At 68.0% G+C, this 26,472-nt stretch carries 23 protein-coding genes; 14 read left to right on the forward strand and 9 right to left on the reverse strand.

The features are described from left to right. Positions 1–12 precede the first annotated feature (12 nt). Positions 13–354, reverse strand: a complete 342-nt coding sequence (gene cutA, locus ACO2RV_RS07965; RefSeq protein ID WP_423291610.1) for a divalent-cation tolerance protein CutA — start codon at positions 352–354, stop codon at positions 13–15. A gap of 30 nt (positions 355–384) precedes the next feature. On the opposite strand from cutA, the gene ACO2RV_RS07970 reads away from it, so the two are divergent. Then, positions 385–1,203 (forward strand): NAD kinase, encoded by an 819-nt coding sequence (locus ACO2RV_RS07970; protein ID WP_423291612.1) that lies wholly within the window; start codon positions 385–387, stop codon positions 1,201–1,203. Positions 1,204–1,213: 10 nt separating this feature from the next. On the opposite strand, the gene ACO2RV_RS07975 is transcribed toward ACO2RV_RS07970, so the two are convergent. Further along, positions 1,214–2,344: a DUF2336 domain-containing protein gene (locus ACO2RV_RS07975; RefSeq protein ID WP_423291614.1), complete on the reverse strand. Its 1,131-nt coding sequence runs from the start codon at positions 2,342–2,344 to the stop codon at positions 1,214–1,216. A 95-nt stretch (positions 2,345–2,439) separates the two neighbouring features. After that, positions 2,440–3,594 carry a hypothetical protein gene (locus ACO2RV_RS07980; protein WP_423291616.1) on the reverse strand — a complete coding sequence of 385 codons (1,155 nt, stop codon included), beginning with the start codon at positions 3,592–3,594 and terminating at the stop codon, positions 2,440–2,442. 114 nt (positions 3,595–3,708) lie between these two features. Here ACO2RV_RS07980 and ACO2RV_RS07985 point away from each other — a divergent pair, with 114 nt between their 5' ends. The 7 genes from ACO2RV_RS07985 to ACO2RV_RS08015 all read left to right on the forward strand — a co-directional run bounded on the left by ACO2RV_RS07985 (position 3,709) and on the right by ACO2RV_RS08015 (position 13,431). Next, entirely contained in the window at positions 3,709–4,272 is a 564-nt protein-coding gene (locus tag ACO2RV_RS07985) for a nitroreductase family protein (protein WP_423291618.1), read from the forward strand. Between the two features lie 4 nt (positions 4,273–4,276). After that, complete coding sequence (locus ACO2RV_RS07990; protein WP_423291620.1) at positions 4,277–4,876, forward strand: flavin reductase family protein; 600 nt, start codon at positions 4,277–4,279, stop codon at positions 4,874–4,876. A gap of 88 nt (positions 4,877–4,964) precedes the next feature. Beyond that, positions 4,965–5,672, forward strand: coding sequence for a L,D-transpeptidase (locus tag ACO2RV_RS07995; RefSeq protein ID WP_423291622.1), 708 nt, complete (start codon positions 4,965–4,967; stop codon positions 5,670–5,672). 84 nt (positions 5,673–5,756) lie between these two features. Continuing rightward, entirely contained in the window at positions 5,757–6,395 is a 639-nt protein-coding gene (gene parA, locus ACO2RV_RS08000) for a ParA family partition ATPase (protein ID WP_423291624.1), read from the forward strand. Positions 6,396–6,588: 193 nt separating this feature from the next. Continuing rightward, positions 6,589–6,897, forward strand: coding sequence for a hypothetical protein (locus ACO2RV_RS08005; protein ID WP_423291626.1), 309 nt, complete (start codon positions 6,589–6,591; stop codon positions 6,895–6,897). A gap of 340 nt (positions 6,898–7,237) precedes the next feature. Further along, positions 7,238–9,169 (forward strand): autotransporter assembly complex protein TamA, encoded by a 1,932-nt coding sequence (locus ACO2RV_RS08010; RefSeq protein ID WP_423291628.1) that lies wholly within the window; start codon positions 7,238–7,240, stop codon positions 9,167–9,169. Positions 9,170–9,174: 5 nt separating this feature from the next. Further along, entirely contained in the window at positions 9,175–13,431 is a 4,257-nt protein-coding gene (locus ACO2RV_RS08015) for a translocation/assembly module TamB domain-containing protein (RefSeq protein WP_423291630.1), read from the forward strand. A 21-nt stretch (positions 13,432–13,452) separates the two neighbouring features. Here ACO2RV_RS08015 and ACO2RV_RS08020 read toward each other — a convergent pair whose 3' ends face one another. After that, positions 13,453–14,265 carry an SDR family NAD(P)-dependent oxidoreductase gene (locus tag ACO2RV_RS08020; protein WP_423291632.1) on the reverse strand — a complete coding sequence of 271 codons (813 nt, stop codon included), beginning with the start codon at positions 14,263–14,265 and terminating at the stop codon, positions 13,453–13,455. Here ACO2RV_RS08020 and ACO2RV_RS08025 point away from each other — a divergent pair. From ACO2RV_RS08025 to sseA, 5 genes are all read left to right on the forward strand, one after another. After that, positions 14,264–14,404 (forward strand): hypothetical protein, encoded by a 141-nt coding sequence (locus ACO2RV_RS08025; RefSeq protein WP_423291634.1) that lies wholly within the window; start codon positions 14,264–14,266, stop codon positions 14,402–14,404. The two genes, ACO2RV_RS08020 and ACO2RV_RS08025, sit on opposite strands and share 2 nt — an antisense overlap. Beyond that, on the forward strand, positions 14,401–15,852 hold the full coding sequence (locus tag ACO2RV_RS08030; protein ID WP_423291636.1) for a cryptochrome/photolyase family protein: 1,452 nt from the start codon (positions 14,401–14,403) through the stop codon (positions 15,850–15,852). Before ACO2RV_RS08025 ends, ACO2RV_RS08030 begins: the two co-directional genes overlap by 4 nt. 90 nt (positions 15,853–15,942) lie before the next feature. Further along, complete coding sequence (locus ACO2RV_RS08035) at positions 15,943–16,974, forward strand: cysteine synthase A (RefSeq protein WP_423291638.1); 1,032 nt, start codon at positions 15,943–15,945, stop codon at positions 16,972–16,974. Then, positions 16,974–17,690, forward strand: coding sequence for an alanyl-tRNA editing protein (locus ACO2RV_RS08040; protein ID WP_423291640.1), 717 nt, complete (start codon positions 16,974–16,976; stop codon positions 17,688–17,690). Before ACO2RV_RS08035 ends, ACO2RV_RS08040 begins: the two co-directional genes overlap by 1 nt. Positions 17,691–17,717: 27 nt before the next feature. Next, the gene (gene sseA / locus ACO2RV_RS08045) at positions 17,718–18,563 is read left to right on the forward strand and encodes a 3-mercaptopyruvate sulfurtransferase (protein WP_423291642.1); all 846 of its coding nucleotides are present in this window, start codon (positions 17,718–17,720) and stop codon (positions 18,561–18,563) included. 81 nt (positions 18,564–18,644) lie between these two features. On the opposite strand, the gene ACO2RV_RS08050 is transcribed toward sseA, so the two are convergent. From ACO2RV_RS08050 to ACO2RV_RS08065, 4 genes are all read right to left on the reverse strand, one after another. Continuing rightward, on the reverse strand, positions 18,645–19,442 hold the full coding sequence (locus ACO2RV_RS08050) for an amino acid ABC transporter ATP-binding protein (protein ID WP_423291644.1): 798 nt from the start codon (positions 19,440–19,442) through the stop codon (positions 18,645–18,647). 15 nt (positions 19,443–19,457) lie between these two features. Further along, positions 19,458–20,834: an amino acid ABC transporter permease gene (locus ACO2RV_RS08055; RefSeq protein ID WP_423291646.1), complete on the reverse strand. Its 1,377-nt coding sequence runs from the start codon at positions 20,832–20,834 to the stop codon at positions 19,458–19,460. A 9-nt stretch (positions 20,835–20,843) separates the two neighbouring features. Further along, on the reverse strand, positions 20,844–22,034 hold the full coding sequence (locus tag ACO2RV_RS08060) for an amino acid ABC transporter permease (protein ID WP_423291648.1): 1,191 nt from the start codon (positions 22,032–22,034) through the stop codon (positions 20,844–20,846). Positions 22,035–22,151: 117 nt separating this feature from the next. Continuing rightward, a complete protein-coding gene (locus ACO2RV_RS08065) occupies positions 22,152–23,171 on the reverse strand; it encodes an amino acid ABC transporter substrate-binding protein (RefSeq protein ID WP_423291650.1) in 1,020 nt (339 codons plus the stop codon). Positions 23,172–23,447: 276 nt separating this feature from the next. Between ACO2RV_RS08065 and metC the strand changes: the two genes are divergently transcribed. Beyond that, on the forward strand, positions 23,448–24,638 hold the full coding sequence (gene metC / locus ACO2RV_RS08070) for a cystathionine beta-lyase (protein WP_423291652.1): 1,191 nt from the start codon (positions 23,448–23,450) through the stop codon (positions 24,636–24,638). Positions 24,639–24,640: 2 nt separating this feature from the next. Here metC and ACO2RV_RS08075 read toward each other — a convergent pair whose 3' ends face one another. Continuing rightward, positions 24,641–26,410: an ArnT family glycosyltransferase gene (locus ACO2RV_RS08075; protein ID WP_423291654.1), complete on the reverse strand. Its 1,770-nt coding sequence runs from the start codon at positions 26,408–26,410 to the stop codon at positions 24,641–24,643. Between the last annotated feature and the right edge of the window lie 62 nt (positions 26,411–26,472).

Here is a 26,472-nt window from a genome sequence, read left to right on the forward strand (position 1 = left end):
GCCGGCACCGCCTTACGGCAGCACGGTTTCCGCGTCGATCCAGTCGAGATAGTCGGGATCGCCGCCAATCACCGGCAGCACCAATATGGCCGGGGTTTCATAGGGGTGGCGCGCGCGGACGGCCTGCGTCACCGGCTCGGCAAGCTCCTCGCGGGTCTTGAACATCATCATCACTTCCTCGGCCCGCTCGATTTCGCCCTGCCAGCGATAGATCGAGACGATTCCGGGCACTATATTCACGCTGGCGGCGAGACCGTCGGCGACGATCGCCCGGCCCGCGGCTTCGGCCTCGACGGCGCTCGGCCAGCTCGTATAGATCACCACCGTGCCGTAGCCGCCTGCCTGCTCCGCCATCTCCCACCCCCGTGCCTGGGGCCGTCCCGCATGAATGAAGTCGCCCGCCCTGCCCCGGAATCACTCGCGGACGCTGACGCGGTGCCAGCATATGGCCGAATCGCCTTCGTCGCGAGCGAGGCCCCCGACGCGCAGAAGGCGCGCGCCAAGCTCGTCGCCCAGTATGGCAGCGTGGCGCCGGAGGACGCGGATATCGTCGTGGCGCTCGGCGGTGACGGCTTCATGCTGCAGACGCTGCACCGCTTCCGTGACAGCGGCATCCCGATCTACGGGATGAATCGCGGCTCCGTCGGCTTCCTCATGAACAGCTACCGGCAGGAGGACCTGCCGGCCCGCATCGCTGCCGCCCAGCGCGTCGTCATCCATCCCCTGATGATGGAAGCGACCGATGTGAACGGAAAGCTGCACCGCGCCCCGGCGATCAACGAGGTCTCGCTCATCCGCCAATCCTACCAGGCGGCGAAGCTGCGCATCGCCATCGACGGCAAGATGCGCATGGAGGAGCTGATCTGCGACGGCGTGCTGGTGGCGACGCCCGCCGGCTCGACCGCCTATAATCTCTCGGCGCAGGGGCCGATCCTGCCCATCGGCACGCCCCTGCTCGCCATCACGCCGATCTCCGCCTTCCGCCCGCGGCGCTGGCGCGGCGCGCTGGTGCCGGACCGGGCGCGGGTCGACATCGCGGTGATGGAATCGGAGAAGCGCCCGGTCAACGCGACGGCGGACCATTTCCAGGTGCTGAACGTGGTCGCGGTGCGGGCGCGGCTGGACCCGACATCCTCCATGACCATGCTGGTCGACCGCGACCACTCCATGGAAGAGCGCATCTTGCGCGAGCAGTTCGGCTGACCGCTGCCGGTCAGGCGGCGAGCCCCTCGCCCGAGGCCGCACCGCGCGCCGCCTCGTCACGCCAGCGGCACAGCACGCCGAGCAGGCGATTGCCCTCCGCCGTGTGGCCGGAGACCTCGTAGCGGTCGATCACCTCGTCGATGATGCGGCGGCGCAGGCCGACGGCCTCATCCTCCTCGTCGAGATAGCTCTCACTCTGCACCACTTCGAGCGCCGTGCGGAAGGCGACATAGGCGCCGCGCGGCAGGCCGAGCCGGTCATAGAGCAGGCGGAAGGTGCTGCCGGAGCGATCCGCGATCATCGCTGCCACCCGGTCGGTCGGCACGCCGGAAAGCACCGAGACCATCTCGATGAACATGCGCATCTGGCCCGACAGCAGCGCCCGCAGCGCCAGCGCCGGCGTCAGTTGCCCGCGCCGCTTCATATCCTCGACCAGTTCGCGCACATCGGCGGCGCCGCGCTGGGCGCTCGCCACGGCTTCCTGGTCGCAGGCCTCGCGGGCCACCCGCGCGGCAGCGCCGGGCGACAGCCATTGCCGCTCGGCAACGAAATTCGACAGCATTCCCGCCACCGCGCGAATCAGCGCCTGATGGGCCGCGGCCGGCAGGTCCGGGCGGGCGAGCAGCGCATCGCGCATCGCCGGCACATGCGAGAAGCGGGCGACGATGCGCCCGAGAGCGAAGCCGGGCAGATCGGCGCTGTCATTGCGTATGAGCGCGAGGCAGGCGCGGGCATCGGCGGCCTCGGCGACCACCGCCGCAACCTCCGCCGGCAATCCGGCGCGCGAGGCAATGGCGAGGCGTTTGGTGGCGTCGCCACTCTCGCAGAATTCGATCAGCTCGGCGGGGTTCAGCACCGGCGAGACCGCCAGCACGACCGCGCCCGGCTCGCCATCCATCGCCGCCAGCATCAGTACGATATCGGCCGGCACCAGCGGGTGGCGGGCGAGCGCCATGGCAAGGGCAAGCCGCACCTGCGGCGACGGATCCCTGGCAATGACAGGGAACGCGGCTTCCATCTCGGCACGGTCGTCGGCACCGAGATCGGAGCGCAGATAGGACCGCGCGAGAGCGGAGGTCGCCTTGGCCCGCGCCTCGTCCGGCGCCGTACGGGCCCACAGGAGAAACTGACGCACGATCATGGCCGGTCCCCGTCCTCATCCTCGATGAGGCGATGATGAGGCGTCGGACTTAAGAAAGCGTTGACCATAACAGGGTGTGGCGGCGGACGCCCCCCTCAGTCGCCGCTGCCCTCGTCGGTATTGATGCTGGGCACCGCCGCCTGCTCGCCCACCAGCACCTCCACCGGGCTGTCCTTGCCGGCCTCCACGGTGAAGTCCTTGGTGTAGTTTTTGCCGCCCTGCCGGGCGACGGCGGTGTATTCGCCTTCTGCCAGCACGAAGGTCGGCTGCGCGTTGATCGATTCCTTGATCGCGTCACCACCTGGCGACAGCACTGACCACTGCGTCTCGGGCAAGGCATCGCCACCCGCCGTCGCGACCAGGCGGAACGTCACCTCGGCGGCGCGGTGGTGCAGCGTCGCGTCAGTCACCTTGCCGGGCGCGACCTGCAGGTCGGCCTGGATGACGGCATTGCCCTCGCCGTAGGTGGAGACGACGTAATAGTCGCCGGCCGGCAGCACGACGAGGTCGCCGGGACTGGCGCCGCGGAAGAACGGCCGGCTGGACGCGCGCCCCTGCAGGAAGCTGCCCTCGAAGATGTCGAACTGCACCTTCTGCGCCGGTATCGGCTTGTCGACGACATCGGCCTGAAGCCTCACGCCGCCGGCGGGAATGACCACCTGCTCGCGCCGGGATTCATCGCCGACGACGATGCGGCGGGCGACGCTGGCGAGGCCATAGGAGACGTGGATCACATAGCCGCCGGGCGAGAGGAAGAACACCGGCGCCGGCTCTGCCGCCTCCGCCACCAGCGGATAGGCGCCGGAGGCCTCCGGATGGTCGGCGAAGACGCGCCAGACCAGCCCGCGCGGCACCAGCGGCTCCTTCTCGCCGAAACGCGCGCTCATGCCGATCGCCGCCTTGCCGAGCGGGGGCTGCGGAAGGATGGTGTGCGGATCGCCGGTCGCCGGCTTTGCCGGGCCGGGCGCCGGCATGGCCAGCGGCGCCGGCTTGCCGATTGCAGCGGCGGGCGGCGTGGTGCCGGCAAAAGGCATGGCCTGGGCCAGTGTACCCGAACCGGGAACCTCGTCGACCAGATCGGGCCGGGCGAGCGCCGGCTTGGCCGTTACCTGCCCGGCCGCCGTCGAAGCCGCGAGGCCCGGTGTCGCAGCGACGAACGCCAGCGCGACGCCGCACAGGCCGCCGAGCATGCGGCTGCGGAAGGCAGGGGCATCGAAGCGCGGGGAATGAAATCGGCTGTCGCTGGGCATCGCCGCTTGGTGCCCCCAAACAGGGGCAAATTCAAGTCATGTCGAGGGCACGCGCTGATGCCTTGGTGCCCGCCGCCGGACGTGCTACCGCCTCGACAGGCAAGGAAGGCACCGATGACCGACGCATTGACGCTGCTGAAGACCCGCAAGAGCCCGAAGATCTTCGATATCGCCGGCCCCGGACCGTCTCCGGCCGAGGTCGATGAGATTCTGTCCGTCGCCTCCCGCGTGCCTGATCACGGCAAGCTGGCACCGTGGCGCTTCGTCGTGTTCGAGGGCGAGGGACGCGAGCGTGCCGGCGACGTCATCGCCTCGGTGTTCCTCACCGACAATCCGGACGCCGACGCCGACCGGGTGGGAATCGAGCGCGAGCGCCTGTCGCGCGCGCCGCTGGTCGTCGCCGTCGTCTCGAAGGCCGGACCGCATGTGAAGATCCCCGAATGGGAACAGACCCTGTCGGGTGCTGCTGCCTGCACGCTGCTGGTGCTGGGCTCGCACGCGCTCGGCTATGCCGCGACCTGGCTCACCGAATGGTACGCCTATGACGCCCGTGTGCGTGCCGGGCTCGGTCTCGCCGAGAACGAGCGCATCGTCGGTTTCGTGCATATCGGCACGCTCGCCCGCCCGCAGGACGACCGGCCACGTCCGGCGCTCGCCGATATCGTCACGAGGTACTGAGCCGATGTTCTACGAGCCCGCCCGGCGCAACCACGGCCTGCCGCACAATCCGCTGAAGGCCATCGTCGCGCCGCGGCCAATCGGCTGGATATCCACCCTGTCGGAAGATGGCGTCGCCAATCTCGCCCCCTACTCCTTCTTCAATCTGGTGAGCGAGGGGCCGGACATCGTGATGTTCTCCAGCGATGGACAGAAGCACTCGGTGACCAACATCATGGCGACCGGCGCGTTCGTCTGTAACCTCGCCACCCGCTCGCTGATGGAAGCAGTGAACCTCTCCTCCAAGCCGATCCCAGCGGATGAGAGCGAGTTCGAGCTGACCGGCCTCACGGCGGCTCCCTCGCGGCTCGTCAAGCCGCCGCGTGTCGCCGCCTCGCCCTGCGCGCTGGAATGCGTGTGGATCGAAACTATTGACCTGCGCGACCGTCACGGTGAGAACACCGGCAGGCTCATCACCTTCGGCGAGGTGGTGGGCGTGCATATCGACGACGACTACATCGAGAACGGGCTCGTGCGCACCGAGAAGCTGCAGTCGCTCGCCCGCGGCGGCTACTTCGACTACTCGTGGGTCGACAACGTCCGCTCGCTGCCGCGTCCGACCTGAAACCCCGACCGATTACGCGGACGTCAATAACTTATTCACCATAATCGCATTAATATATGCTCGTTGGCTTGGTGGAGGTTTGCGGACCATGCGTAGTTTCGATCGTCGTGCCGTGCTGGGCCTTTCGGTGGCCGGAGTGGCCCTTGCCTTGGGCGGATGCAACCGCACGACGACGGCGAGCGCGCCCCTGACGCCGATGTCGCCGGTCACCAGCTTCGCCAGCGCCGGCCCGACCGGCACCTACGGCCAGATCAACGACAAGTTCACCATCCAGGCCTTCGACACCGGCAAGATCAACCCGGTCTATCTGCGCCGCGAGGTGGCCTACACCACCAGCGAGCCGCCGGGGACCATCGTCATCGATCCGCGCGAGCACTTCCTCTATTACGTGATGCCGGGCGGCCGGGCGATGCGCTACGGCGTCGGCGTCGGCAAGGAAGGCTTCGGCTGGTCCGGCTCCGCCACGATCAACTCCAAGCAGGAATGGCCGGACTGGTATCCGCCGAAGGAGATGATCGACCGCCGTCCCGACATCAAGTCGCAGCTCAGCCAGCTGCAGAGTGGCCCCGGCGTCGCTGGCGGCCTGTCGAACCCGCTCGGCGCGCGCGCCATGTATCTGTGGCAGAACGGCAAGGACACGCTCTACCGCATCCATGGCACGCTTGAGCCGGAAACCATCGGCACCAACGTGTCCTCCGGCTGCATCCGCATGATCAACCAGGATGCCATCGACCTCTACAGCCGCGTCACCGTCGGCACCAAGGTGGTCGTGCTGGGGGGACGCGCCGGCGTCTGATGCCTGTGCGCGCGGATGCGTGATTAAACGGTTGCCGCTCACCGGTTGCAGTGCAACCTTTTGCTTTGGCGGGAGGCGACGATCATGAGCGGGCGAATCATCACCATTGCCCAGCAGAAGGGCGGTTCCGGCAAGACCACGCTGGCTGCGCATCTCGCGGTGGCACTCGCCCGCGTCGGTCGTGTCGCGCTGATCGATTGCGATCCGCAGGGCAGCCTCGGCGAATGGTTCGAGGCGCGCGAGCAGAATCTCGGCGAGGAGCGCACCGGGCTCTCCTTCCGCACCGCATCCGGCTGGGGCGCCCGGCGCGAGGCGCGCAGCCTGGCCCGCGACTATGATTTCGTGGTCATCGACACCCCGCCGAAGTCGGACGTCGAATCCCGTCCCGCCATCGAGGCGGCGAGCCTCGTCGCGGTGCCGGTGCAGCCGACCCCGATCGACCTGTGGGCGACCCAGCCGACACTGGAGATGATCGCCAAGGAGGGCACGCCCTCGCTCCTCGTCATCAACCGCGCGCAGTCGCGTTCCGGACTGACGCAAGAGATCAGCGAAGCGATCCGCGCCTTGGGCCACCCGGCGGCCGAGACCCGGCTCGGCAACCGAGTCGCCTTCGCCGCAAGCATGGGCGATGGCCTCACGGTGCTGGAGACCGAGCCCGGCGGCAAGGGGGCCGAGGAAATCGCCGCGCTCGCCGCCGAGTTGCGCGGGCACCTCGGGGACTAGCGGGCCCGGCGACGGCGCGCCCGGATAAAGATACCGATCACCAATAAGTTAGCGGGTTTTTCTGACGTTTTGCCGGCATCGGCGGTGCGCGCGGGAACCTCGGACTGCCTTCGCGGCTTCTCCCCGTGACAAGCGCGGCGCCTGCCGGAAACGGCTGGTGGCGCCGGCTTCAAACAGAGAACGGAGACGTGACATGAACAGGCTGCTGATCGCCACCGCCGCCGTCGCTACGCTGGGCCTCACCGCTGCCGCGAACGCTCAGACCTATTACCGCACTGCGCCGGGTCCCTCGGTGGAATATTACGAGCCCATGCCGGGTCCGGGCCGCACCGTCGTGATCGAAGGCCGCAACGCCACGATGATGACCCTGGACGACGAGCAGCGCTATGTGCCGGAATCCTACTCGACCGGCGGGAACCTCGGCGCCAACCCCTATGTGCGCAATCCCGGCGTCGAGCCCTACATCGCCAAGCAGATCGAGCAGGATCAGCGCGGCAACTGAGGTCGGCGAGATTCGGGATACAGCGGACGCGGGCCATCGGCCCGCGTCATTCGTTTCGGCCGCCTTCCGAGGGTAACTCTCACGCCGCCGGCGTGTATGAAGTTTGCAGGTAACGGTTCTATCGCACCGCAGCGAGGTTGACGCCGCCGCCTCATAGCGGCAATCAGAAGGTGAGCTTCCCGTTCGGCAAGCCAAAATTCATAGCCGTGACCGTAGGTTCGCGGTTCCGCGGGGAATTTCGTGCCTTGGGCGCGAAACTTCCCTCCCCCCGGTTCCCTCGTACGGGCGATGAAAATTGGCGTTGCGTTTGAATAGACAACAGCATTGGCGGAAGGGCGCGTTGCTCGCCACCGTCGCGTGTGCGCTGCTTGTCGGAAGCCCGGCCGCCCGGGCGCAGGAGCCGGCCGAACCCGGCCTTTTCAGTTCCATCGTCAATCTGTTCAACCCGCAGCGTCTGGCCGATGCCGGCCCGCAGGCGCCCGACGCCACGCCCTACACCGTCGAGATCACCGTGAAGGAGGGGGGCCGCGACCTGCGGCAGGCCGTGGAGGGCGCGTCCGCTCTCGAAAGCCTGAAGGGCCGCCCGCCCTCGGGCGCCGCCGGCCTCGTGCGCCGCGCTCTGGCCGACCAGGGCAACATCAGCGCTGCGCTCTACGCCAACGGCTATTATTCCGGCATCATCCGCATCCGCATCGCCGGCAACGCGCCAGACGCACCCAACATCTTCGAGATCGTCGAGGCGGCGCGCAAGCGTGGCCCCGTGCCGGTGCGGGTCGAGGTCGAGCCCGGCCCGCTGTTCCATTTCGGCAAGGTGGCGATCATCGATGCCGCCTCGCGCCGCCCGCTGGCCGATGCGCCGACGCTAGCGAGCCTTCGGGTGGTGCCCGGCGAGCCGGCGCTCGCCTCGTCCGTCGTGCGCGCGGAGGGTATGCTGGTCGATCACTGGCGCCGCTCCGGCCACCCCTTCGCCCGCGTCACCGACAAGGACGTGGTGGCCGACCATGCGACCACCCGGCTCGACGTCACCTTCCGCGTCGCGCCGGGCCCCGTCGCCACATTCGGCCGCTTCACCGTCACCGGGGCGGACTTCCTCACTCCCGGCTTCATTGAGGAGCGGATCGAGATCGCCCCCGGCACGCCCTATTCGCCGGAGGTGCTCAATCGCCTGCGCCGCCGCCTGCTCGGCTACGAGGCCATCGCCAGCGTGCGCATCAAGGAGGCCGACAGGCTCGATCCCGATGGCAGCCTGCCGATCACCCTGGAAGTGGAAGCCCGCAAGCCGCGCTATGTCGGCTTCGGCGCCAGCTACTCCTCGACCGAGGGCCCGGCGGCGAACGTCTATTGGGGTCATCGCAACCTGTTCGGCGGCGGCGAGACGCTGCGCCTCGACGCGCAGACCTCGTGGTTCGGCGAGAAATCCGAAGCGGTGCCCGACGCCGATCCGTTCGGCTACAAGGTGTCCGCCTCCTTCGTGAAGCCGGGCATCTACACCGCCCAGGACGATCTCGTCGCCCAGGCCGCCGTACTGCGCGAGGTGACGAACGCCTACGTGCGCGAAGCCGTCACCTTCCTCGGCGGCGTACGCCATCGCTACAACGACAATCTCAGCCTTCAGGTCAGCCTCGACCTCGAACAGTCGCAGGTCGAGGATGCCGACGGTTCCGGCGAGTACGGCATCGTCGGCGTGCCGTTCGACCTGAAATACGACACCACCGACAACGAACTCGACCCGACCAAGGGCGTCCGCTTCTCCGGCACGGCCGAGCCCTTCGCCTATTTCGGCGATGCGGGCGCCGGCACCACCATGGTGAAGGGCTCCCTTTCCGCCTATCGCGCGGTCGATGACGGGAACCGCCTCATCCTCGCCGGGCGCGTCGCCATGGGCGGCATCTTCGGCGCCGATCTCTACGACGTGCCGCCGCAGCGGCGCTTCTATGTCGGCGGCGGCGGCTCGTTGCGCGGCTATGACTACCAGTCTGCCAGCCCGCGCAACGCCGAGGGCATCATCATCGGCGGCCGCTCCTTCTTCGAGGGTTCGTTCGAGGCGCGCTGGCGGGTCACCGACACCATCGGCATCGTGCCGTTCTTCGACATGGGCTCGGCCTTCGCGTCCGAATGGCCGGATTTCGACGAGATGAAATATTCCGCCGGCATCGGCCTTCGCTATTACACCGCCATCGGCCCGCTGCGGCTCGACTTCGCCGTGCCGCTGAATCCGGGGCCGGACGATGGCGATTTCGGCGTCTATGTCAGTCTGGGGCAGGCCTTCTGATGATGATGCGCGGGCTCCGATATCTCATCCTCTCGCTGCTCAGCCTGCTGGTGGTGCTGTTCGCCGCCTTCGGCGCGTTGCAGACACCGCCCGGCAAGGCGCTGGTCGCCAGCATCGCCTCTTCGCTGGCCTCGACGCCGAACATGCGGGTGACGATCCGCGACATCACCGGCTTGCTGCCCATTGATATCCGCATCGGCACGGTCGAACTCGCCGACAGCAGTGGCGAGTTCGCGCGGATCGACGCTCTGCGCCTCGCCTGGCGCCCGCTGGCGCTGCTCGAGCGCACGCTCGACGTGACGGCGCTCACCGCCGAGCGCGTGCAGGTCAGACGCCGGCCGGCGCTGCCGCCTGCGCCGACGGAGACCCCTGCGCAGGGCGCGAGCTTCGCCCTCCCCGTCCGCATCGCCGATCTTTCCATCGCCGACATCGTGCTGGACGCGCCGGTTCTCGGCCATGCCGCGCAGCTCTCGCTCACGGCCTCCGCCGACATAGCCTCGCTGACGCGCGGCCTGTCGCTCGACTTCGCGCTGGAGCGGCGCGACGCGCCGGGCCGCCTTTCCGGCCGCGCCGCCTATGCCCCCGAAACCGGCCAGCTCGACCTCGACATCGCCGCGCGCGAGCCGGCCGGCGGGCTAATGGCGCGCGCCGCCGGACTCGACGGCCTGCCGGAGATCGTCGCCACGGTGAAGGGCAGCGGCCCGCTCGACGCCTGGGACGGCCATCTCGGGCTCAAGGCCGGCGACGTCGCCGAGGCTTCCGGCGCCGCCGGCATCCGCGCGGTGCCGCAGGGCCATCGCGTGACCTTCGCCATTGACGCCGACATCTCCCGCCTGCTGCCGGGCGACATCGCTCCGCTGTTCGAGGGGCGCACCGAACTCTCCGGCGCCGCCATCGTCGATGCCGATCGGCGCGTCTCCATCGAGAACGCCGCCGCGCACGCCGCCGGCTTCCAGGCCACGGCGCGCGGCACGGTCGACCCCACGGGTGCCGCCGATCTCACCTTCGATGTCACGGCCGGCGCGTCCGACCGCTTTGCCGCGCTGGTGCCCGGCATCGACTGGCAGAGCGTGCGCGCCAGTGGCACGCTGAAGGGCGCCTTCCGCACCCCCGCGCTTGATGCCCGACTGCATGCGGAGAACGTGCGCGGGGCGGGCTATGGCGCCGCCATGCTCAATGCAAGGCTGCGCACCACGCCGGACGGCGACGGCAATCTCGCCCTCGCGATCGAGGGCGACACACAGGGCCTGAGCGCCGAGGACCCGCAGGTCGCCAGCGCACTCGGCAGCGCGGGTGGCTTCGAGGCCGCAGGCACGGTTCCGGCCGGCGGCGCGCCGGCACTGACCGCCCTCACCGTCCGCCTCGCCGCGCTAACCGCCCGCTTCGCCGGCCGGGCGGATGCCGCCGCCATCGATGGCGACCTCAATGTCGAGCGGCTCGATCTCGCCGCCTTCTCCCCGCTCGCCGGCCGCACGCTGGCGGGCCGGGCCGTGCTCGACGCCAGGATCGCCGCCAGCGCCGATTTCCAGCGCGCCAGCCTCGACCTGACCGGCACCGCGACCGGCCTCGTCACCGGTATCCCGCAGATCGATGGTCTGTTTGGCCGCGAGACCCGCGTGGCCGGGGCGCTGGCCCGCGACGGCACCAACGCGCTCGCGGTGCGCGACTTCAAGGTCGACACCGAGGGGTTGTCGCTGGTGGTCGATGGACGCATCGCCAGCGACGTCGCCAACCTGACGACAAGACTGGCGCTCGATGACCTCGCCCGCCTCGACCCTCGTGTGAGCGGCCGGCTCCAAGCCGATGCCGCCTTCTCCGGTACGCTGGAGAAACTCGGCGTGAGCGCGAAGCTGGCGATCCCCGAGGGCACCGCCATGTCGCATCCGCTGCGCGACGTCACACTCGACGTCACCGCGCAGGACATCACCGGCGCGCCCACCGGCCGCTTCCAGCTCTCCGGCGATGTCGCCGGCAAACCCGCGCGTGGCACGGGTTCGCTGGCGACGTTGGCGGATGGCGGGCACCAGCTCTCCGGTCTCGACATCGCCATCGGCTCGGTGACCGCGCATGGCGACATCGCGCTGTCAGTCAGCCAGCTGGCGACCGGCAAGCTCAGCGTCGCCGCCGGCGACCTCGCCGACATCTCGGCGCTGCTGCTCACCGACATGGCCGGCCGGCTGAATGCCGAGGTGACGCTGGACGTCATCAACAACCAGCAGCGCGTCGCGGCACTGGGCGATGCCACCAATGTGCGCTTCGCCGGCCGCAGCCTCGGCAGCGCCCGCGTCGATGCCACCGTCACCGATCCGCTCGGCGTCCCGCTGGTCAATGGCAGCGCCGACCTGCGCGCGCTCGATCTCTCCGGCTTCACTGTGGAGACCGCCGCGCTGCGCGCCACCGGCACCAGCGCCGGCACCGACATCACCGTCGAGGCGCTGGCGCAGAACATCAATCTGCGCGGCGCCGGGCGTCTCAGCCCGATCGAGGGCGGCGCGCGGCTGCGGCTCGACCGCTTCACCGCGACGCGCGGCGCGTTGAACGTCGCCATGACGGCGCCGACGACCTTCACGCTGAACAATGGCGCCGTGCGTATTGATCGGCTCGCGCTCGCAACAGCCGGCGGCACAATCACGGTTTCCGGCACCGCCGGCGCGACGCTGGACCTGACCGTCGATGCCCGCGCCTTACCGCTCGCGCTAGCCGAACTCGTCGCGCCGGGGCAGAACCTCTCGGGCACGCTGGCCGGCAATGCCCGGCTGAACGGGCCGGCAAGCGCGCCGACCGGGAATTACGACCTGCGTGTCACCCGGCTCTCCAGCCCGGACCTTGCGCACAATGGCGCCGGTCCCTTCGACATCGCCGCCAGCGGCAACCTCGCCAATGGCCGCGCCAGCGTGCGCGCGACGATCAATGGGCAGAACCTCCAAGGGCTGACGATCAACGGCTCCGTGCCGGTCGCCGCCGGCGAGCTCGACCTCGCCATTCGCGGTGCGATCAACCTCGCCATCATCAACCCGGCCCTCGCCACCACGGGCGCACGCATCAGCGGCAACGCCGCCATCGATGCCAGCCTGCGCGGCACCTTGGCGGCGCCGCGCGCAGGCGGCACGGTGCGCATCTCCAACGGGCGCTTCGATGATGCGGTGAACGGCGTGGCGCTCGACCAGATCCAGGCTGTGCTGACCGGCACGGACCGCTCCGTCACCATCACCTCGCTCGCGGCGCGCACCACCAATGGCGGCAGCGTCTCCGGGCGCGGCAATATCGCCCTCGATGTTGCCACCGGCCTGCCGGGGCGGATCGATCTCGATCTGGTCAACGCGGCGCTGGTGAACAGCGATCTCATGCGCCTCGTCGCCGAAGGCAGGCTCGGCGTCGAAGGCGCGTTCCTGAACGGCCCGCGCCTGACCGGCAAGATCACGCTGCGCGCGCTCGACATCAACATCCCGGATCGCTTCCCCGGCGGGGTGCAGAATCTCAACGTCCAGCACGTGAACGCCGGCAAGGAATTCACCCGCAAGCACGGCAACGCCCGCGCGCGCCCCACCGGCGACAGCCGCAGCGGCGTGGCGCTGGACCTCGTGCTCTCCGCGCCCAACAACACGGTGTTCGTGCGCGGGCTCGGTATCGATGCGCAGCTCGGCGGCGAGATTCGGCTGAGCGGCACGACGCGGGCGCCGGTGACGCTCGGCGCTTTCGAGATGCGGCGCGGCACTTTCGACTTTGCCGGCCGGCGCCTCACCTTCACCCGCGGGCGCATCACCTTCACCGGCACGACCGACCCGGAACTGGATTTCGTCGCCGAGACCACCGGCAACGACGTGACGGCGCGCATCCTTGTCAGCGGCCCCGCCTCGCGGCCGGACATCAGCTTCACCTCCACCCCGACCCTGCCACAGGACGAGGTACTGGCGCGACTGCTGTTCGGCCGCTCGGCCGGCTCGCTGAACGCCGGCCAGGCGGTTCAGGTCGCACAAACCATCGCGCAGTTCTCCGGCGGCTCGGGCGTATTGGAGAATGTGCGGCGCTCGCTCGGCGTCGACAGCCTCGACATCGGTACGGATTCCACAGGCCGGGGCGGACAGGTCGGTATCGGCCGGCGGCTCAACGACAACATCTATCTCGGCGTGCGCCAGGGCACGACGCCGGGCTCCAGCCGCGTGACGGTGGATGTCGACGTCACCCGCAACATTCGCCTGCAGGGTGCCACGGGCGCCGACGGCTCGGCCGAGGTCGGCATCGGCGCCCAATGGGACTACTGATCGGGGAGCGTCGAGCCGCGATCAGGCTGCGGCAGGCTCGCCCACGCCATAGCGCGCGGCGGGCGTGTTGCGCGACAAATGCGGGCCCAGCGCGCCGCGCGCCGCGACCAGCGCCGCCCAGCCGGCCGGATCCGGCAGCGAGGGAATAGTGTAGACCTCGCCCTGATCAAGGCCGGCGAGCGCTGCATCGACCAGATCCTCCGCCGACATCACCATCTCCGCCGGCAGCGCCGCAGCGTCGAGTCCGGCGCGGTCGAAAAACTCGGTACGGGTCAGCCCCGGCAACACCGCCTGCAGGCGGACCGGACCGTCCTTCAGTTCAGTCCCCAGCGATTGGGTGAAGGCAAGTACATAGGCCTTGGTCGCGGCATAGGCGCCAAGGAAGTTCTCCGGAATGATCGCCACCACCGAGGCGATGTTGACCAACGTGCCGCGCCCGCGCGCGGTAAACGCATTGACCGCCGCCACCGCGAGCCGCGTGAGCGCGACGACATTGAGCTGCACCATGGCGTCGATCTTGGCCGCGTCCGCGCCCACCACCGGCCCCTCCGTGCCCGCGCCGGCATTGTTGACCAACAGCGTGATCGCCGGATCGTCGGTTATACGTGCAGCAACCTTGGCCACGTCCTCCGCCTTGCCGAGATCGGCGGGAAGGACATCGACCGTGCGGCCAGTGCCGGTGGCAAGTTCCTGCGCGAGTTCATCGAGCCGCGTCTTGTTGCGGGCAACGAGAATAAGGTCATAGCCGCGTGCGGCCAGACGTTGCGCATAGATCTTGCCGATTCCGCTTGAGGCGCCGGTGACGACGGCGGTTCCGAGAGGTGACGTGTTCATGGGAGATCTCCGATATGGCCGCGATCCGGCCGCTGCTGTATTCATGACGATCAACATGAAAAAAGTCGAGCCCCCGATAGGCGATCCGCACGGCGGGCTTTTACGTAAAGTCGAAAGCCTCAACGGATTCGACCAATGACCTCCCCCGCCCTGCCCGCCCCGGTACTCGTCTGGTTCCGCGACGATCTGCGCCTTGAGGACAATCCGGCGTTGCGGGCCGCACAGGAGAGCGGACACCCGCTGCTGCTCGTCTATGTGCTCGACGAGGAGAGCCCCGAGCTCCGTCCTCTCGGCAGCGCGGCGCGCTGGTGGCTTGGCCGCTCACTGGCCGCCCTTACGCGAGCCATCGAGGCAAAGGGCGGGCAACTTGTCCTGCGGCGCGGCGCAGCGGGATCACTCATCCCGGCAATCGCCAGCGAGACGAAAGCGGGCGCCGTCTACTGGAACCGTCGCTATGGCGCGCCGGAAATTGCCCTCGACACTGCGCTGAAGGCGGCACTGACGCAGCGGGATCTGCGCGTCGAGAGCTTCAATGCCGGCCTGCTGCACGAGCCGTGGACCGTGGCGACACAGGCGGGCGGTCCGTTCCGTGTCTTCACCCCGTTCTACCGCAACGCCGCGCAGCGCGACACCAGGCCCGTGCTTCGCGCAGGCGGAGGCTGGCACTTCGCCCCTCCCCCTCGCAGCGACCGGCTGGCCGACTGGTCGCTGGAACCGACCCATCCCGATTGGGCCGGCAGCCTGCGCGCGGCGTGGACACCGGGCGAGGACGGCGCGCGACAGAAGCTCGCTGCGTTCATTGAGGAAGGGCTGTCCGACTACGCCACCCTGCGCGACCAGCCTGACCTGCCGCATGTCTCGCGCCTCTCGCCGCATCTGCGCTTCGGCGAAATCTCGCCGCATCAGGCACTGTCCGGCCTGCGTCATGCGGAAGCGTCGGGGAAGGCCAACGGCAGGGACGTGGAGAAATTCGTCAGCGAGCTCTATTGGCGCGAATTCTCCTATCACCTGCTGTTTCATTATCCCGACCTCGCCACGCGCAACTTCAATCCCCGCTTCGACGCCTTCGAATGGCGCAGCGATGCGGCATTCGAGCGGGCCTGGCGGAAGGGGCGAACCGGCTACCCCATCGTCGATGCCGGCATGCGCCAGCTCTGGCGAACGGGGTGGATGCACAACCGGGTGCGGATGGTCGTCGCCTCGTTCCTGATCAAGCACGGGCTCGTCGACTGGCGCTGCGGCGAAGACTGGTTCTGGGACACCCTGGTCGACGCCGACCCCGCGAACAACCCCGCGAGCTGGCAATGGGTGGCCGGCTCCGGTGCCGACGCCGCGCCCTATTTCCGCATCTTCAATCCGGTGACGCAGGGCGAGAAGTTCGATCCCGAAGGCGCCTATGTCAGGCATTTCGTGCCCGAGCTGGCGCAGCTGCCGGCGGCGATCATCCATCGCCCGTGGGAAGCGAAGGCCGAGGTGCTGGCCGCGGCCGGCATAGTGCTCGGCGAGACCTATCCGCACCCGATCGTCGACCATGGCGCGGCGCGCCAGCGGGCGCTGGAGCGCTATGCCCGCATTCGCGGGGATTGAGGCTCAATCGGGTTGCCGAGCCGGCAATGGCCTACTAGCTTCGTGGGCCTGCGCAGTCCGCACGTGAAATCAGCAAGCGAATTCAGAACAATGACTATCCGCAACGGTCTCGTCGAGGCGATCGGCAACACGCCTCTCATCAAGCTCCAGCGCGCTTCCGAGGCGACCGGCTGCACCATATTGGGCAAGGCGGAGTTCCTGAATCCCGGCCAGTCGGTGAAGGACCGCGCCGCCCTGTTCATCATCAAGGACGCCGTCGCCAGGGGGCAGCTGCGGCCCGGCGGCGTTATCGTCGAAGGCACCGCCGGCAATACCGGCATCGGCCTCGCGCTGGTCGGCAATGCGCTGGGCTTTCGTTCGGTGATCGTCATTCCCGACACGCAGAGCCAGGAGAAGAAGGACATGCTGCGGCTCGCCGGCGCTACGCTGGTCGAGGTTCCCGCGGTGCCCTATTCCAATCCGAACAACTATGTGAAGGTCTCCGGCCGGCTCGCCGAGGAACTGGCGAAGACCGAGCCGAACGGCGCAGTGTGGGCCAACCAGTTCGACAATGTCGCCAACCGGCAGGCGCATATCGAGACCACAGGCCCGGAAATCTGGGAACAGACCGAAGGCGCTGTGGACGGCTTCGTCTGCGCCGTCGGCACGGGCGGCACGCTGGCCGGCACCGCCATCGCGCTGAAGGAGCGCAATCCGGGCATCAGGATCGGCCTCGCCGACCCGTTCGGCGCGGCGCTCTACAGCTATTACACCACCGGCGAGCTGAAATCCGAGGGCTCTTCCATCACCGAGGGCATCGGCCAGGGCCGCATCACCGCCAATCTGGTGGATGCCCCGATCGACGTCGCCTACCAGATCCCCGACGCGGAAGCCGTGCAGATCGTGTTCGACCTCTTGGAATTCGAGGGGCTCTGCCTCGGCGGCTCCTCGGGGATCAACGTCGCCGGCGCCATCCGCCTCGCGCGCGAGCTCGGCCCCGGCCACACCGTCGTCACCGTCCTCTGCGACTACGGCACCCGCTACCAGTCGAAGCTGTTCAATCCGGAATTCCTGCGTGAAAAAGGACTTCCGGTGCCCGGCTGGCTGGAGCGCCATGTCGACGTCCCGAACGTGCTGGTCTGATGGCAACCCTCCTGCTCTTCCGCGACGACGCCTATCTCCGGGAGACCTCCGCCCTCGTGACGGCAGTGACGCCGGAGGGCGGCATCGTCGTCGACCGCACCGTGTTCTACGCCAATGGCGGGGGCCAACCCGGTGACAAGGGTGTGTTGGTGCGGGCCGACGGCAGCGAGATCGCCCTCGCCACCGCGGTCTACGGCCCGGACAAGACCGAGGTGGTTCATGTGCCGGCGACGCCCGGCCTGGTTCTGCCCGAACTGGGCGAGAGCGTGCGGCTGGTGCTCGACTGGGACATCCGCCACAAGCGCATGCGCATGCACACGCTGCTGCACCTCTTGTCCGTCGCGCTGCCCTACCCTGTCACGGGCGGCTCGGTGGGCGAGGATGAAGGCCGGCTCGATTTCGACATCCCCGATGGCGGGCTGGACAAGGACGCCCTCACCGCCAAGCTGACGGAGATGATCGCCACCGGCGCCGCCGTCACTGAGCGCTGGATCACTGACGAGGAACTTCTGGCCAATCCGGGCCTTGTGAAGACCATGTCGGTGAAGCCGCCCATGGGCTCGGGCCGCGTGCGGCTGGTCGAGATCGCCGGGCTGGACCTGCAACCCTGCGGCGGCACGCATGTACGCAGCCTCGACGAGATCGGCGCGGCGCAGGTGACGAAGATCGAGAAGAAGGGTCAGCTGAACCGCCGGGTGCGAGTCGGCTGGGCCTGAACGCCGTCCGAAATCCGGAGCCATGCCATGACCACCACCACACGCCTCGTCTCGACGGAATGGCTCGCCGCACATCTGCGCGAACCCGACCTCGTCATCGTCGACGGCTCCTGGCACATGCCGGCCACAGGCCGGAAGGGCCATGACGAATACCTCAACGCGCACATTCCCGGCGCGGTGTTCTTCGACATCGACACCATCGCCGACACATCGAGCGGCCTGCCGCATATGCTGCCGAGCGAGGAAGCCTTCGCCGCCGCCGCGGCCGCGCTCGGTATCTCCCGCGACGCGCGCATCGTCGTCTACGATTCCGCCGGGCTGTTCTCGGCGCCGCGCGTGTGGTGGACCCTCCGCGTCTTCGGCGCGCCGAACGTCTTCATCCTCGATGGCGGCCTGCCGAAATGGCTGGCGGAAGGTCGGCCAACCGAGGCTGGCGCCCCGACTCCCGCCCCGGCCCGCTTCGAGGCCCGGCTGGAGACCAACCGCGTCGTCACCATCGAGCAGGTGGCGCATCGCCTCGCCATCGGCAGCGTACAGGTGCTCGACGCCCGTGCACCCGAGCGCTTTCGCGGCGAAGCGCCTGAGCCGCGCGCCGGCGTTCGTCCGGGCCACATCCCCGGTGCGCGCAACCTACCCTTCTCCGAAGTGGTGAGGGACGGCCGGCTGGCCGATGCGGCGACGATCCGTGCCGCCGTGGATGCCGCCGGCATCGACAGTTCCAAGCCGGTGATCACCAGCTGCGGCTCGGGCGTGACGGCGGCGATCCTGTGGTTCGCGCTCGACTCGCTCGGCATGCCGCCCGTCGCGCTCTATGACGGCTCCTGGACCGAATGGGGCTCATCCGACCAGCCCGCCGCCATCGGGCCGGCATAGGCTGCGCTCGCGGCCTCCTCGCCAAACGAAGAAGGCCGGAGCGCGGGAAGCGCTCCGGCCTTTCTCGTTTGCTGGGCCGACTCAGTGCAGGATCTGGCTGAGGAACAGCTTGGTGCGCTCGTGCTGCGGCTTGGAGAAGAACGCCTCGGGCTCGTTCATCTCGATGATCTGCCCGGCGTCCATGAAGATCACCCGGTTCGCCACCTGGCGCGCGAAACCCATTTCGTGCGTCACGCACAGCATGGTCATGCCCTCCTCGGCGAGGCTCACCATGGTCTCCAGCACTTCCTTGACCATTTCCGGATCGAGCGCCGAGGTCGGCTCGTCGAACAGCATGATCTTCGGCTTCATGCACAGCGCGCGGGCGATGGCGACGCGCTGCTGCTGACCGCCCGAGAGCTGGCCGGGATATTTGTTGGCCTGCTCGGGAATCTTCACCTTCTTGAGGAAGTGCATCGCCAGCTCGTCCGCGTCCTTCTTGGGCATCTTGCGGACCCAGATCGGCGCCAGCGTCAGGTTCTCCAGGATGGTGAGGTGCGGGAACAGGTTGAAATGCTGGAAGCACATGCCGACCTCGCGGCGGATCTCGTCGATCCGCTTGAGGTCGTTGGTCAGCTCGATGCCGTCAACCACGATCGTGCCCTGCTGGTGCTCTTCCAGCCGGTTGATGCAGCGGATCATGGTCGACTTGCCTGAACCCGACGGCCCGCAGATGACGATGCGCTCGCCGCGCCGCACCTTGAGGTTGATGTCCTTCAGCACGTGGAACTCGCCGTACCATTTGTGGACGCCGACGAGTTCGACGGCGACATCCTTGCCCGGCGGGGTGTGGACCGCGGGAATCTCGTCGCTCGGAACGATGGAATGGGTTTCGGTCATGTGTGTCTCCGTCGTTCAGCGTCTGTGGGAGGTGTTCAGCCGGCGCTCCACGAAAAGCGAGTAGCGCGACATGCCGAAGCAGAACAGGAAGTAGACGATGCCGGCAAAGGCGAAGCCGGTATAGAGCGTCACCGGGCTCGCCCAGTTGGGGTCGGTGAAGGACGCGCGGAGCTGACCGAGGAAGTCGAAGATCGACACGATCAGCACCAGCGTGGTGTCCTTGAACAGGCTGATGAAGCTGTTGACGATGCCCGGAATGACCAGCGTCAGCGCCTGCGGCAGGATGATGAGCCGCATCATCTGGCTCCAGGTCAGCCCCACCGCCATGGCGCCTTCATACTGGCCCTTGGAGATCGCCTGCAGGCCGCCGCGCACCACCTCCGCCATATAGGCGGCGGAGAACAAGGCCACGCCGACCAGCGCGCGCAGCAGCCCGTCCGGGTTCGCGCCTTGCGGCAGGAACAGCGGCAGCATGTAGGTGGCGAAGAACAGCACGGTGATCAGCGGCACGCCGCGCCAGAACTCGATGAAGGCCACCGAGAGCAGCCGCACGATCGGCATCTGCGAGCGCCGTCCCAGCGCCAGCAGGATACCGAGCGGGAGCGAGGCGACGATGCCCGTCACCGCGATGACCAGCGTGACCAGCAGGCCGCCCCATTGCCGGGTCTCGACATAGGACAGGCCGAAATCGATGTCCCAGGTCAGCACCAGCAGGCCGAAGGCGAGGAACACCCAACCGGTGGCCCGCGCGGCGGTCCATCCGCTACCGCCGATCGCGCCGATCAGTCCGCCGATGATCGCCATCGCCACCAGCGCGGTCAGCACATAGTCGAGCCAGAAGACGACATTCACCCCCGCGACATGCGCGTCGCCGACCACCGCGTGGATGAGGCCGAAATGCTCGAACAGGAAGGCGGAAGCGTCGATGTTGCCGCCCGTCAGCAGCACGAAGGCGACAATCGGGAAGACGACGAAGAACAGGAACGAATTCAGCCGCTTCATCGGCCAGCTCGGCACCAGCAGCGGCACCAGCAGCACCGCGCCGGCGGCGAAGACCACATTGGGCCGCCAGCGCTCGGCAATCGGATAGAAGCCGTAGATCAGCTGGCCGAACTTCGCCTGGATGAACGGCCAGCAGGCGCCGACATTCGGCCCCAGGCAGGCCTCGCGGTTCTCGCCGGTCCATACCGCGTCGACCAGCAGGAAGCGGATCAGCGGCGGCGCGATGAGCAGCAGCAGCCCGAGGCCGACAAGCGTCAGGATGGTGTGGAAGACGCCGGAGAACAGGTTCTCCCGCATCCAGCCGATGACGCCCACATTGCGCACCGGCGGGGGAAGCGGCGCGATCAGTTGCGAGCGGATGAAGGTGCCGTCATCAAAGGTCATGCTCATGGCCGTCCCTCATCGTTCCACGAGCGCGACGCGCTTGTTGTAGTTGTTCATGATGATGGAGGTGATGATCGACAGGACGAGATAGACGCCCATGGTGATGGCGATGATCTCGATCGCCTGGCCGGTCTGGTTGAGCGAGGTGCCGGCGAACACGGCCACCAGGTCGGGATAGCCGATGCCCACCGCGAGCGACGAGTTCTTCGTCAGGTTCAGATACTGGCTGGTGAGCGGGGGAATGATCACGCGCATGGCCTGCGGAATGACCACGAGCCGCAATGTCAGCCCGTTGCGCAGCCCCAGCGAATGGGCAGCCTCGGTCTGCCCGTGGCTGACCGACTGAATGCCGGCGCGCACATTCTCGGCGATGAAGGCCGCCGTATAGGTCGCGAGAGCGACGGTCAGCGCCACGAATTCGGGAATGACCCGCATGCCGCCGACGAAATTGAAGCCCTTGAGCTCGGGACGCTCCAAAGTGATGGGGAAGCCGGTCAGGGTCATTGCCGCGAGCGGCACCAGGATGATGATGGCGAGACCGATCGGCAGCATGGGAAAGCCGCGCCCCGTCTCCGCCCGCCGGTCGCGCGACCAGTGGCCGAGCAGGATCACCGCCAGCAGCGCGGCGCCGGACGCCCACAGCACATAGCCGGTGCCGGCATCGAAGATCGGCCGCGGGATGACGATGCCGCGGTTCGAGATGAACGCCTCGCCGAAGATGCTGATGCTCTGGCGCGGATTGGGCATCGCGCTCAGCACCGCCAGATACCAGAACAGGATCTGGAACAGCGGCGGCAGATTGCGGATCACCTCGACATAGACCGTCGACAACAGGCGGATGACGAAGTTCTTCGACAGCCGGCCGACGCCGACGATGAAGCCGATGATCGTTGCGAAGAAAATGCCGACCACCGCGACAAGGATGGTGTTCAGCAGGCCGACGAGAAACGCCCGGCCATAGGTCGAGGTCTCGGAATAGGGGATCAGCGTCTGGCTGATGCCAAAGCCGGCCGTGTTGTCGAGAAAGCCGAAGCCGGTGGCGATCTTCTGCGCCGCCAGATTCTGGCGGGCATTCTCGACGAACATCCAGCCGAGAAAGATGACCAGCGCCAGCGCGATCAATTGCAGCGCGATGCTGCGTATTTTCGGGTCGTTGATGAAAGATGTCTTCGAACGCCCGGAGACAGGCTCAACCAGATCCGACATGGTCCCCCTCGCCCCTTTGCGGGGCCAGCTGCAGCTTCCGGCGCCGAACTTGTGTCAGCTTGACCGGAATAAACGGGCCCCCGGCAGCAGCCGGGAGCCCGCGCTTGTCTTCTCAGCTCAGCGGATCGGCGGGGCGTATTGCAGGCCGCCCTTGTTCCACAGCGCATTCACGCCGCGGGCGAGCTTGAGGGGAGTGTCGGGGCCGACGTTCTTGTCGTACATCTCGCCGTAATTGCCGACGTTCTTGACGATCTGGTAGCCCCAGTCATTGCCGATGCCCATGCCTTCACCGAACTTGCCTTCGGTGCCCAGCAGGCGCTTCACTTCCGGGTTGGCCGAGGACTTCAGCTGCTCGTCGACATTCTTCGAGGTGACGCCGAGCTCTTCGGCGTTCAGCTGGGCGAACAGCACCCACTTGACGATGTCGAACCACTGGTCGTCACCATGGGCGACCACCGGGCCGAGCGGCTCCTTGGAGATGATCTCCGGCAGGACGATGTGGTCGTCGGGGTTGGTGAGCTTGAGACGCTCGCCGGCGAGGCCCGAACGGTCGGTGGTGAGCACGTCGCAGCGGCCGGCGTCATAGGCCTTGACCACTTCGTCATTGGTGGCGAAGGCGATGACTTCGTAGGTCATGTTGTTGGCGCGGAAGAAGTCGGCGAGGTTCTGCTCGGTGGTGGTGCCGGTCTGGGTGCAGACCGAGGCGCCCGAGAGCTCCATGGCCGAGTTCACCTTCTTGTCCTTGCGGATCATGAAGCCCTGGCCGTCATAATAGGTGACGCCGGTGAAGTTTAGGCCGAGCGAGGTGTCGCGCGTGATCGTCCAGGTGGTGTTGCGCGAGAGGACGTCGATGTCGCCGGACTGCAGCGCCGTGAAGCGGTCCTTGGCGGACAGCGGGGTAAACTTGACCTTCGTCGCATCGCCGAAGACGGCGGCGGCGACAGCGCGGCAGAAGTCCACGTCGAGGCCGGTCCAGTTGCCCTTGTCGTCCGGGGTGGAGAAGCCGGGAAGGCCCTGGCTTACGCCGCACTGGACGAAACCTTTCGACTTGATCTGGTCGAGCTTGGCCGCCTGGGCGCCGACGGCCACGAGACCGAAAGCGCCGGCAAGGGCGAACGTGGAGAGGAGGCGTTTCATGTTTGCAGCCTTCTTCATCGGTTTTGAGCTGACGCACCGCCCACAGCGGCGGGCGGCACGGGTGGAATGCTAAAGCAAGTCGCATGCCGCAATGGGGAAACTCGGCGGAACATGCCATGCGTCCTTCGTCTGAGGGCTGCGGCAGTAACCGCGGCGCGCTGCGGTCCCAGACGTAAGGTCATCAGAACGCCGTATTATGATCGGGTCAAGCGCTTGACGCGACAGGCCCTCCTCCACTCAATGGCGCCCCCACCACCTGCGAAGCAGACAAGGCGCATGTCAGGACATTCGAAAGCCCCCGCCCGTCCGGCTTTGGCCGTCGAGACCGAACTCGTCGTCGCGGGTCGCGATCCACAACGTTTCGACGGTTTCGTGAATACGCCGATCGTGCGCGGCTCGACGGTCCTGTCCCCCAGCGTGGCCGATTTGGAGGGCCACACCGGCCGCTACAGCTATGGCCGTCGCGGCAATCCGACGGTCGAAGGCCTGGAGCAGGCGCTGACGGTGCTGGAAGGCGGCGCCGGCGTTGTCATCACGCCGTCCGGCCTCTCGGCCGTCAGCATCGCGCTGCTGTCGGTGCTGAAGGCCGGTGACCACCTGCTGATGGTCGACACCGCCTATCAGCCGACCCGCCGCGTCTGCAACGAGCACCTGAAGCGGTTCGGCATCGAGACCACCTATTACGATCCGCTGGTGGGAGCCGGTATCGCCGAACTCATCCGTCCCAACACCCGCGCCATCTTCCTGGAATCCCCGGGCTCGCAGTCCTTCGAGATGCAGGACATTCCCGCCATAGTGGCTGCCGCCCGTTCGCGCGGCATCGTCACGCTGATGGACAATACCTGGGCGACGCCGCTCTATTTCCGGCCGCACGATTTCGGCATCGACGTCTCGATCCAGGCGGGCACCAAGTACATAAGCGGCCATTCGGACATCAATATCGGCACGATCTCGGCCACCGCGCCGATCTTCCAGCACGTGAAGCTCACCCATGGCGATCTCGGCATCACCGTCGCGCCGGAAGACGCCTTCCTGGCCGCGCGCGGCCTGCGCACGCTGGCGGTGCGGCTTGCTCGGCACCAGCAGTCGGCCCTGACCGTGGCGCAGTGGCTGGCGGGCCGGCCGGAAGTCCTGCGGGTGCTGCATCCGGCCCTGCCGGACGATCCGGGCCATGCCCTCTGGAAGCGCGACTTCAAGGGCTCCTCGGGCCTGTTCAGCATCATCCTCAAGCCGGCGCCGAAGGCCGCCGTTGCGGCATTCCTCGACAATCTCGCACTGTTCGGCCTCGGCTATAGCTGGGGCGGGTTCGAGAGCCTCGCCATCCCCTTCGACTGTTCGTCCTACCGCTCGGCGACGGCGTGGGCACCGGGCGGCCCCGGCGTGCGGCTGCACATAGGGCTGGAAGATACCGGCGATCTCATCGCCGACCTCGAACAGGGCCTCGGGCACCTGCGCGCGGCGAGCTGAGTTCAGCCGCCGGGCTTGCGGTAGACCGAGATGCGCAGGCGCCGCCCGTCGGTATATTCGAAGCCGTCCACATCGACGCCGCGCTCGATGCGCATGCCCAGCGACTCGGCGCGGCGCACGAACCTCGCCTCCTGCCGGCGCTCGACGAAGGCCAGCCGGCAGCCACCCTCGTTGAGGAAGTCGGCCGCCGCCGCGCCATCCAGCAGCCGCAGCCGTCCCGGCAGCAGGAAGGCGAGGCTAGGCTCGTTGTAGCCGGCGGAGCCGACGGTCACCGGCCCGGCCTCGGGCGCGCATTTCACCGCGCTGGCGACGGCGGCGAGACGCGGCGATATCCACACCGAGCGCATATGCGGCACGACGAGCTGCATGACACCGAAGCCCGAGACCAGCATGCCGGCCATCGCCAGCAGCGCGGACCTCTCCACGCCGAGCTCGCGCATCGCGCCGGCGGCGGCCACCAGCGCGAAGAACCCCACCAGCAGCAGCGGCCAGGCGAGCAGGCTCGTCGTCCGGTCGAACAGCGCCAAACCCAGCAGGGCCAGCACGGCGATCAGCGCCCCGATCACCGGCCACAGCCAGAGCAGACGGACCAGCCGCGTATTCGAAAGCGCCAGCGCGCCGCGCTCAACCGCCAGTGCCACGAGGATGGCGATGGCCGGGAACAGCGGCACGGCATAGCCCGGTATCTTGGCCGGAAGGAACTCGATGACGAGCCAGGCCGGCAGGATCCAGGCAAGAAGGTAGCGGACCGCGCGCAGCCGCCGTGCCTTCCAGATGATCGGGACGGCGAGCGCCGCCAGCGGCGCCGCCGGCCAGAACAGGCCCCAGAACATCAGCAGATAGGCACCCGGAGGCGCCCCGAGCCCCGGGAAGGCGGGCGTGACCTTGCCGATGATGTTCAGCGGCACCGGCCAGTCCGCCCCGGAGGCGTAATGCCGGATGAGCAGCCACACCAGACCGACCGCCAGGCAGACACCGATGCCCTGCAGCGGCGCCAGCGCCCGCAGAAAGCGCGGCGAGCGGTCCAGCACGATGAGTGTCGCCAGCGCCAGCGCGGGATAGATCGGAGCGACCAGCCCCTTGATGAAGAACGCCGCGGCGAGGGCTCCCCAGAAGATGACGGCAAGCCGGCGCTCGTCGGCCCGGCCGATCGCCCCGCCGGCCTCTGCGCCCGCGCCCTCGCGCATATACTGGCGTCCGAGCGCGCCGATCATCGCGGCGGTCGCCGCCAGTAGCGCCGCATCGGGAACCGCCACTCTCGCCGCCACCCCGACCGCCGCCGAGGTGGCCAGCAGCAGGCCGGCGAACAGCGCCGCCCGGCGGCCGACAAACGCCAGAGCTGCCCAAAACGTCAGCAGAACCGCCGCAATGCCGAAGCTGAGCGAGGGCAGACGGTACAGCCCGATGACACGCGTCGCGTGCCGCACGCCGACGGCATCGGCCGTGGCGACCACCGCGGCCTGCAGCCAATGCTGCCCCAGCGGCCGCGTGCGCTGCCACTCCGTGCCGATCCGCACATCGGCCAGGTTCCCGGTCTCCGCCATCTGCCGGGAAATGAGCGCGAAGCGGGCCTCGTCCCGGTCGAGGGCGGGGATGGCGAAAGTACCGGGAAGGAAGGCAAGCAGGCTGACGATCGCCAGCAGGGCGAGCGCGCGCCCATTCGACTGGGTGCAACTGTCAAAGATGTCGCCGATCCGGTTGGCGACACGCCAGCTGCCCTTCGCGGGGGACGCCGTCGTGGTCCTACGTCCCCATTCTGCCCTGGTATTCATGACGCCCGTCCGATTCGACACGAGGCGACCATATCAGAGCAGCCCCCGCAAAGGTCCGGCCG

This window comes from Ancylobacter sp. VNQ12, assembly GCF_049445835.1.
GTDB lineage: Bacteria > Pseudomonadota > Alphaproteobacteria > Rhizobiales > Xanthobacteraceae > Ancylobacter.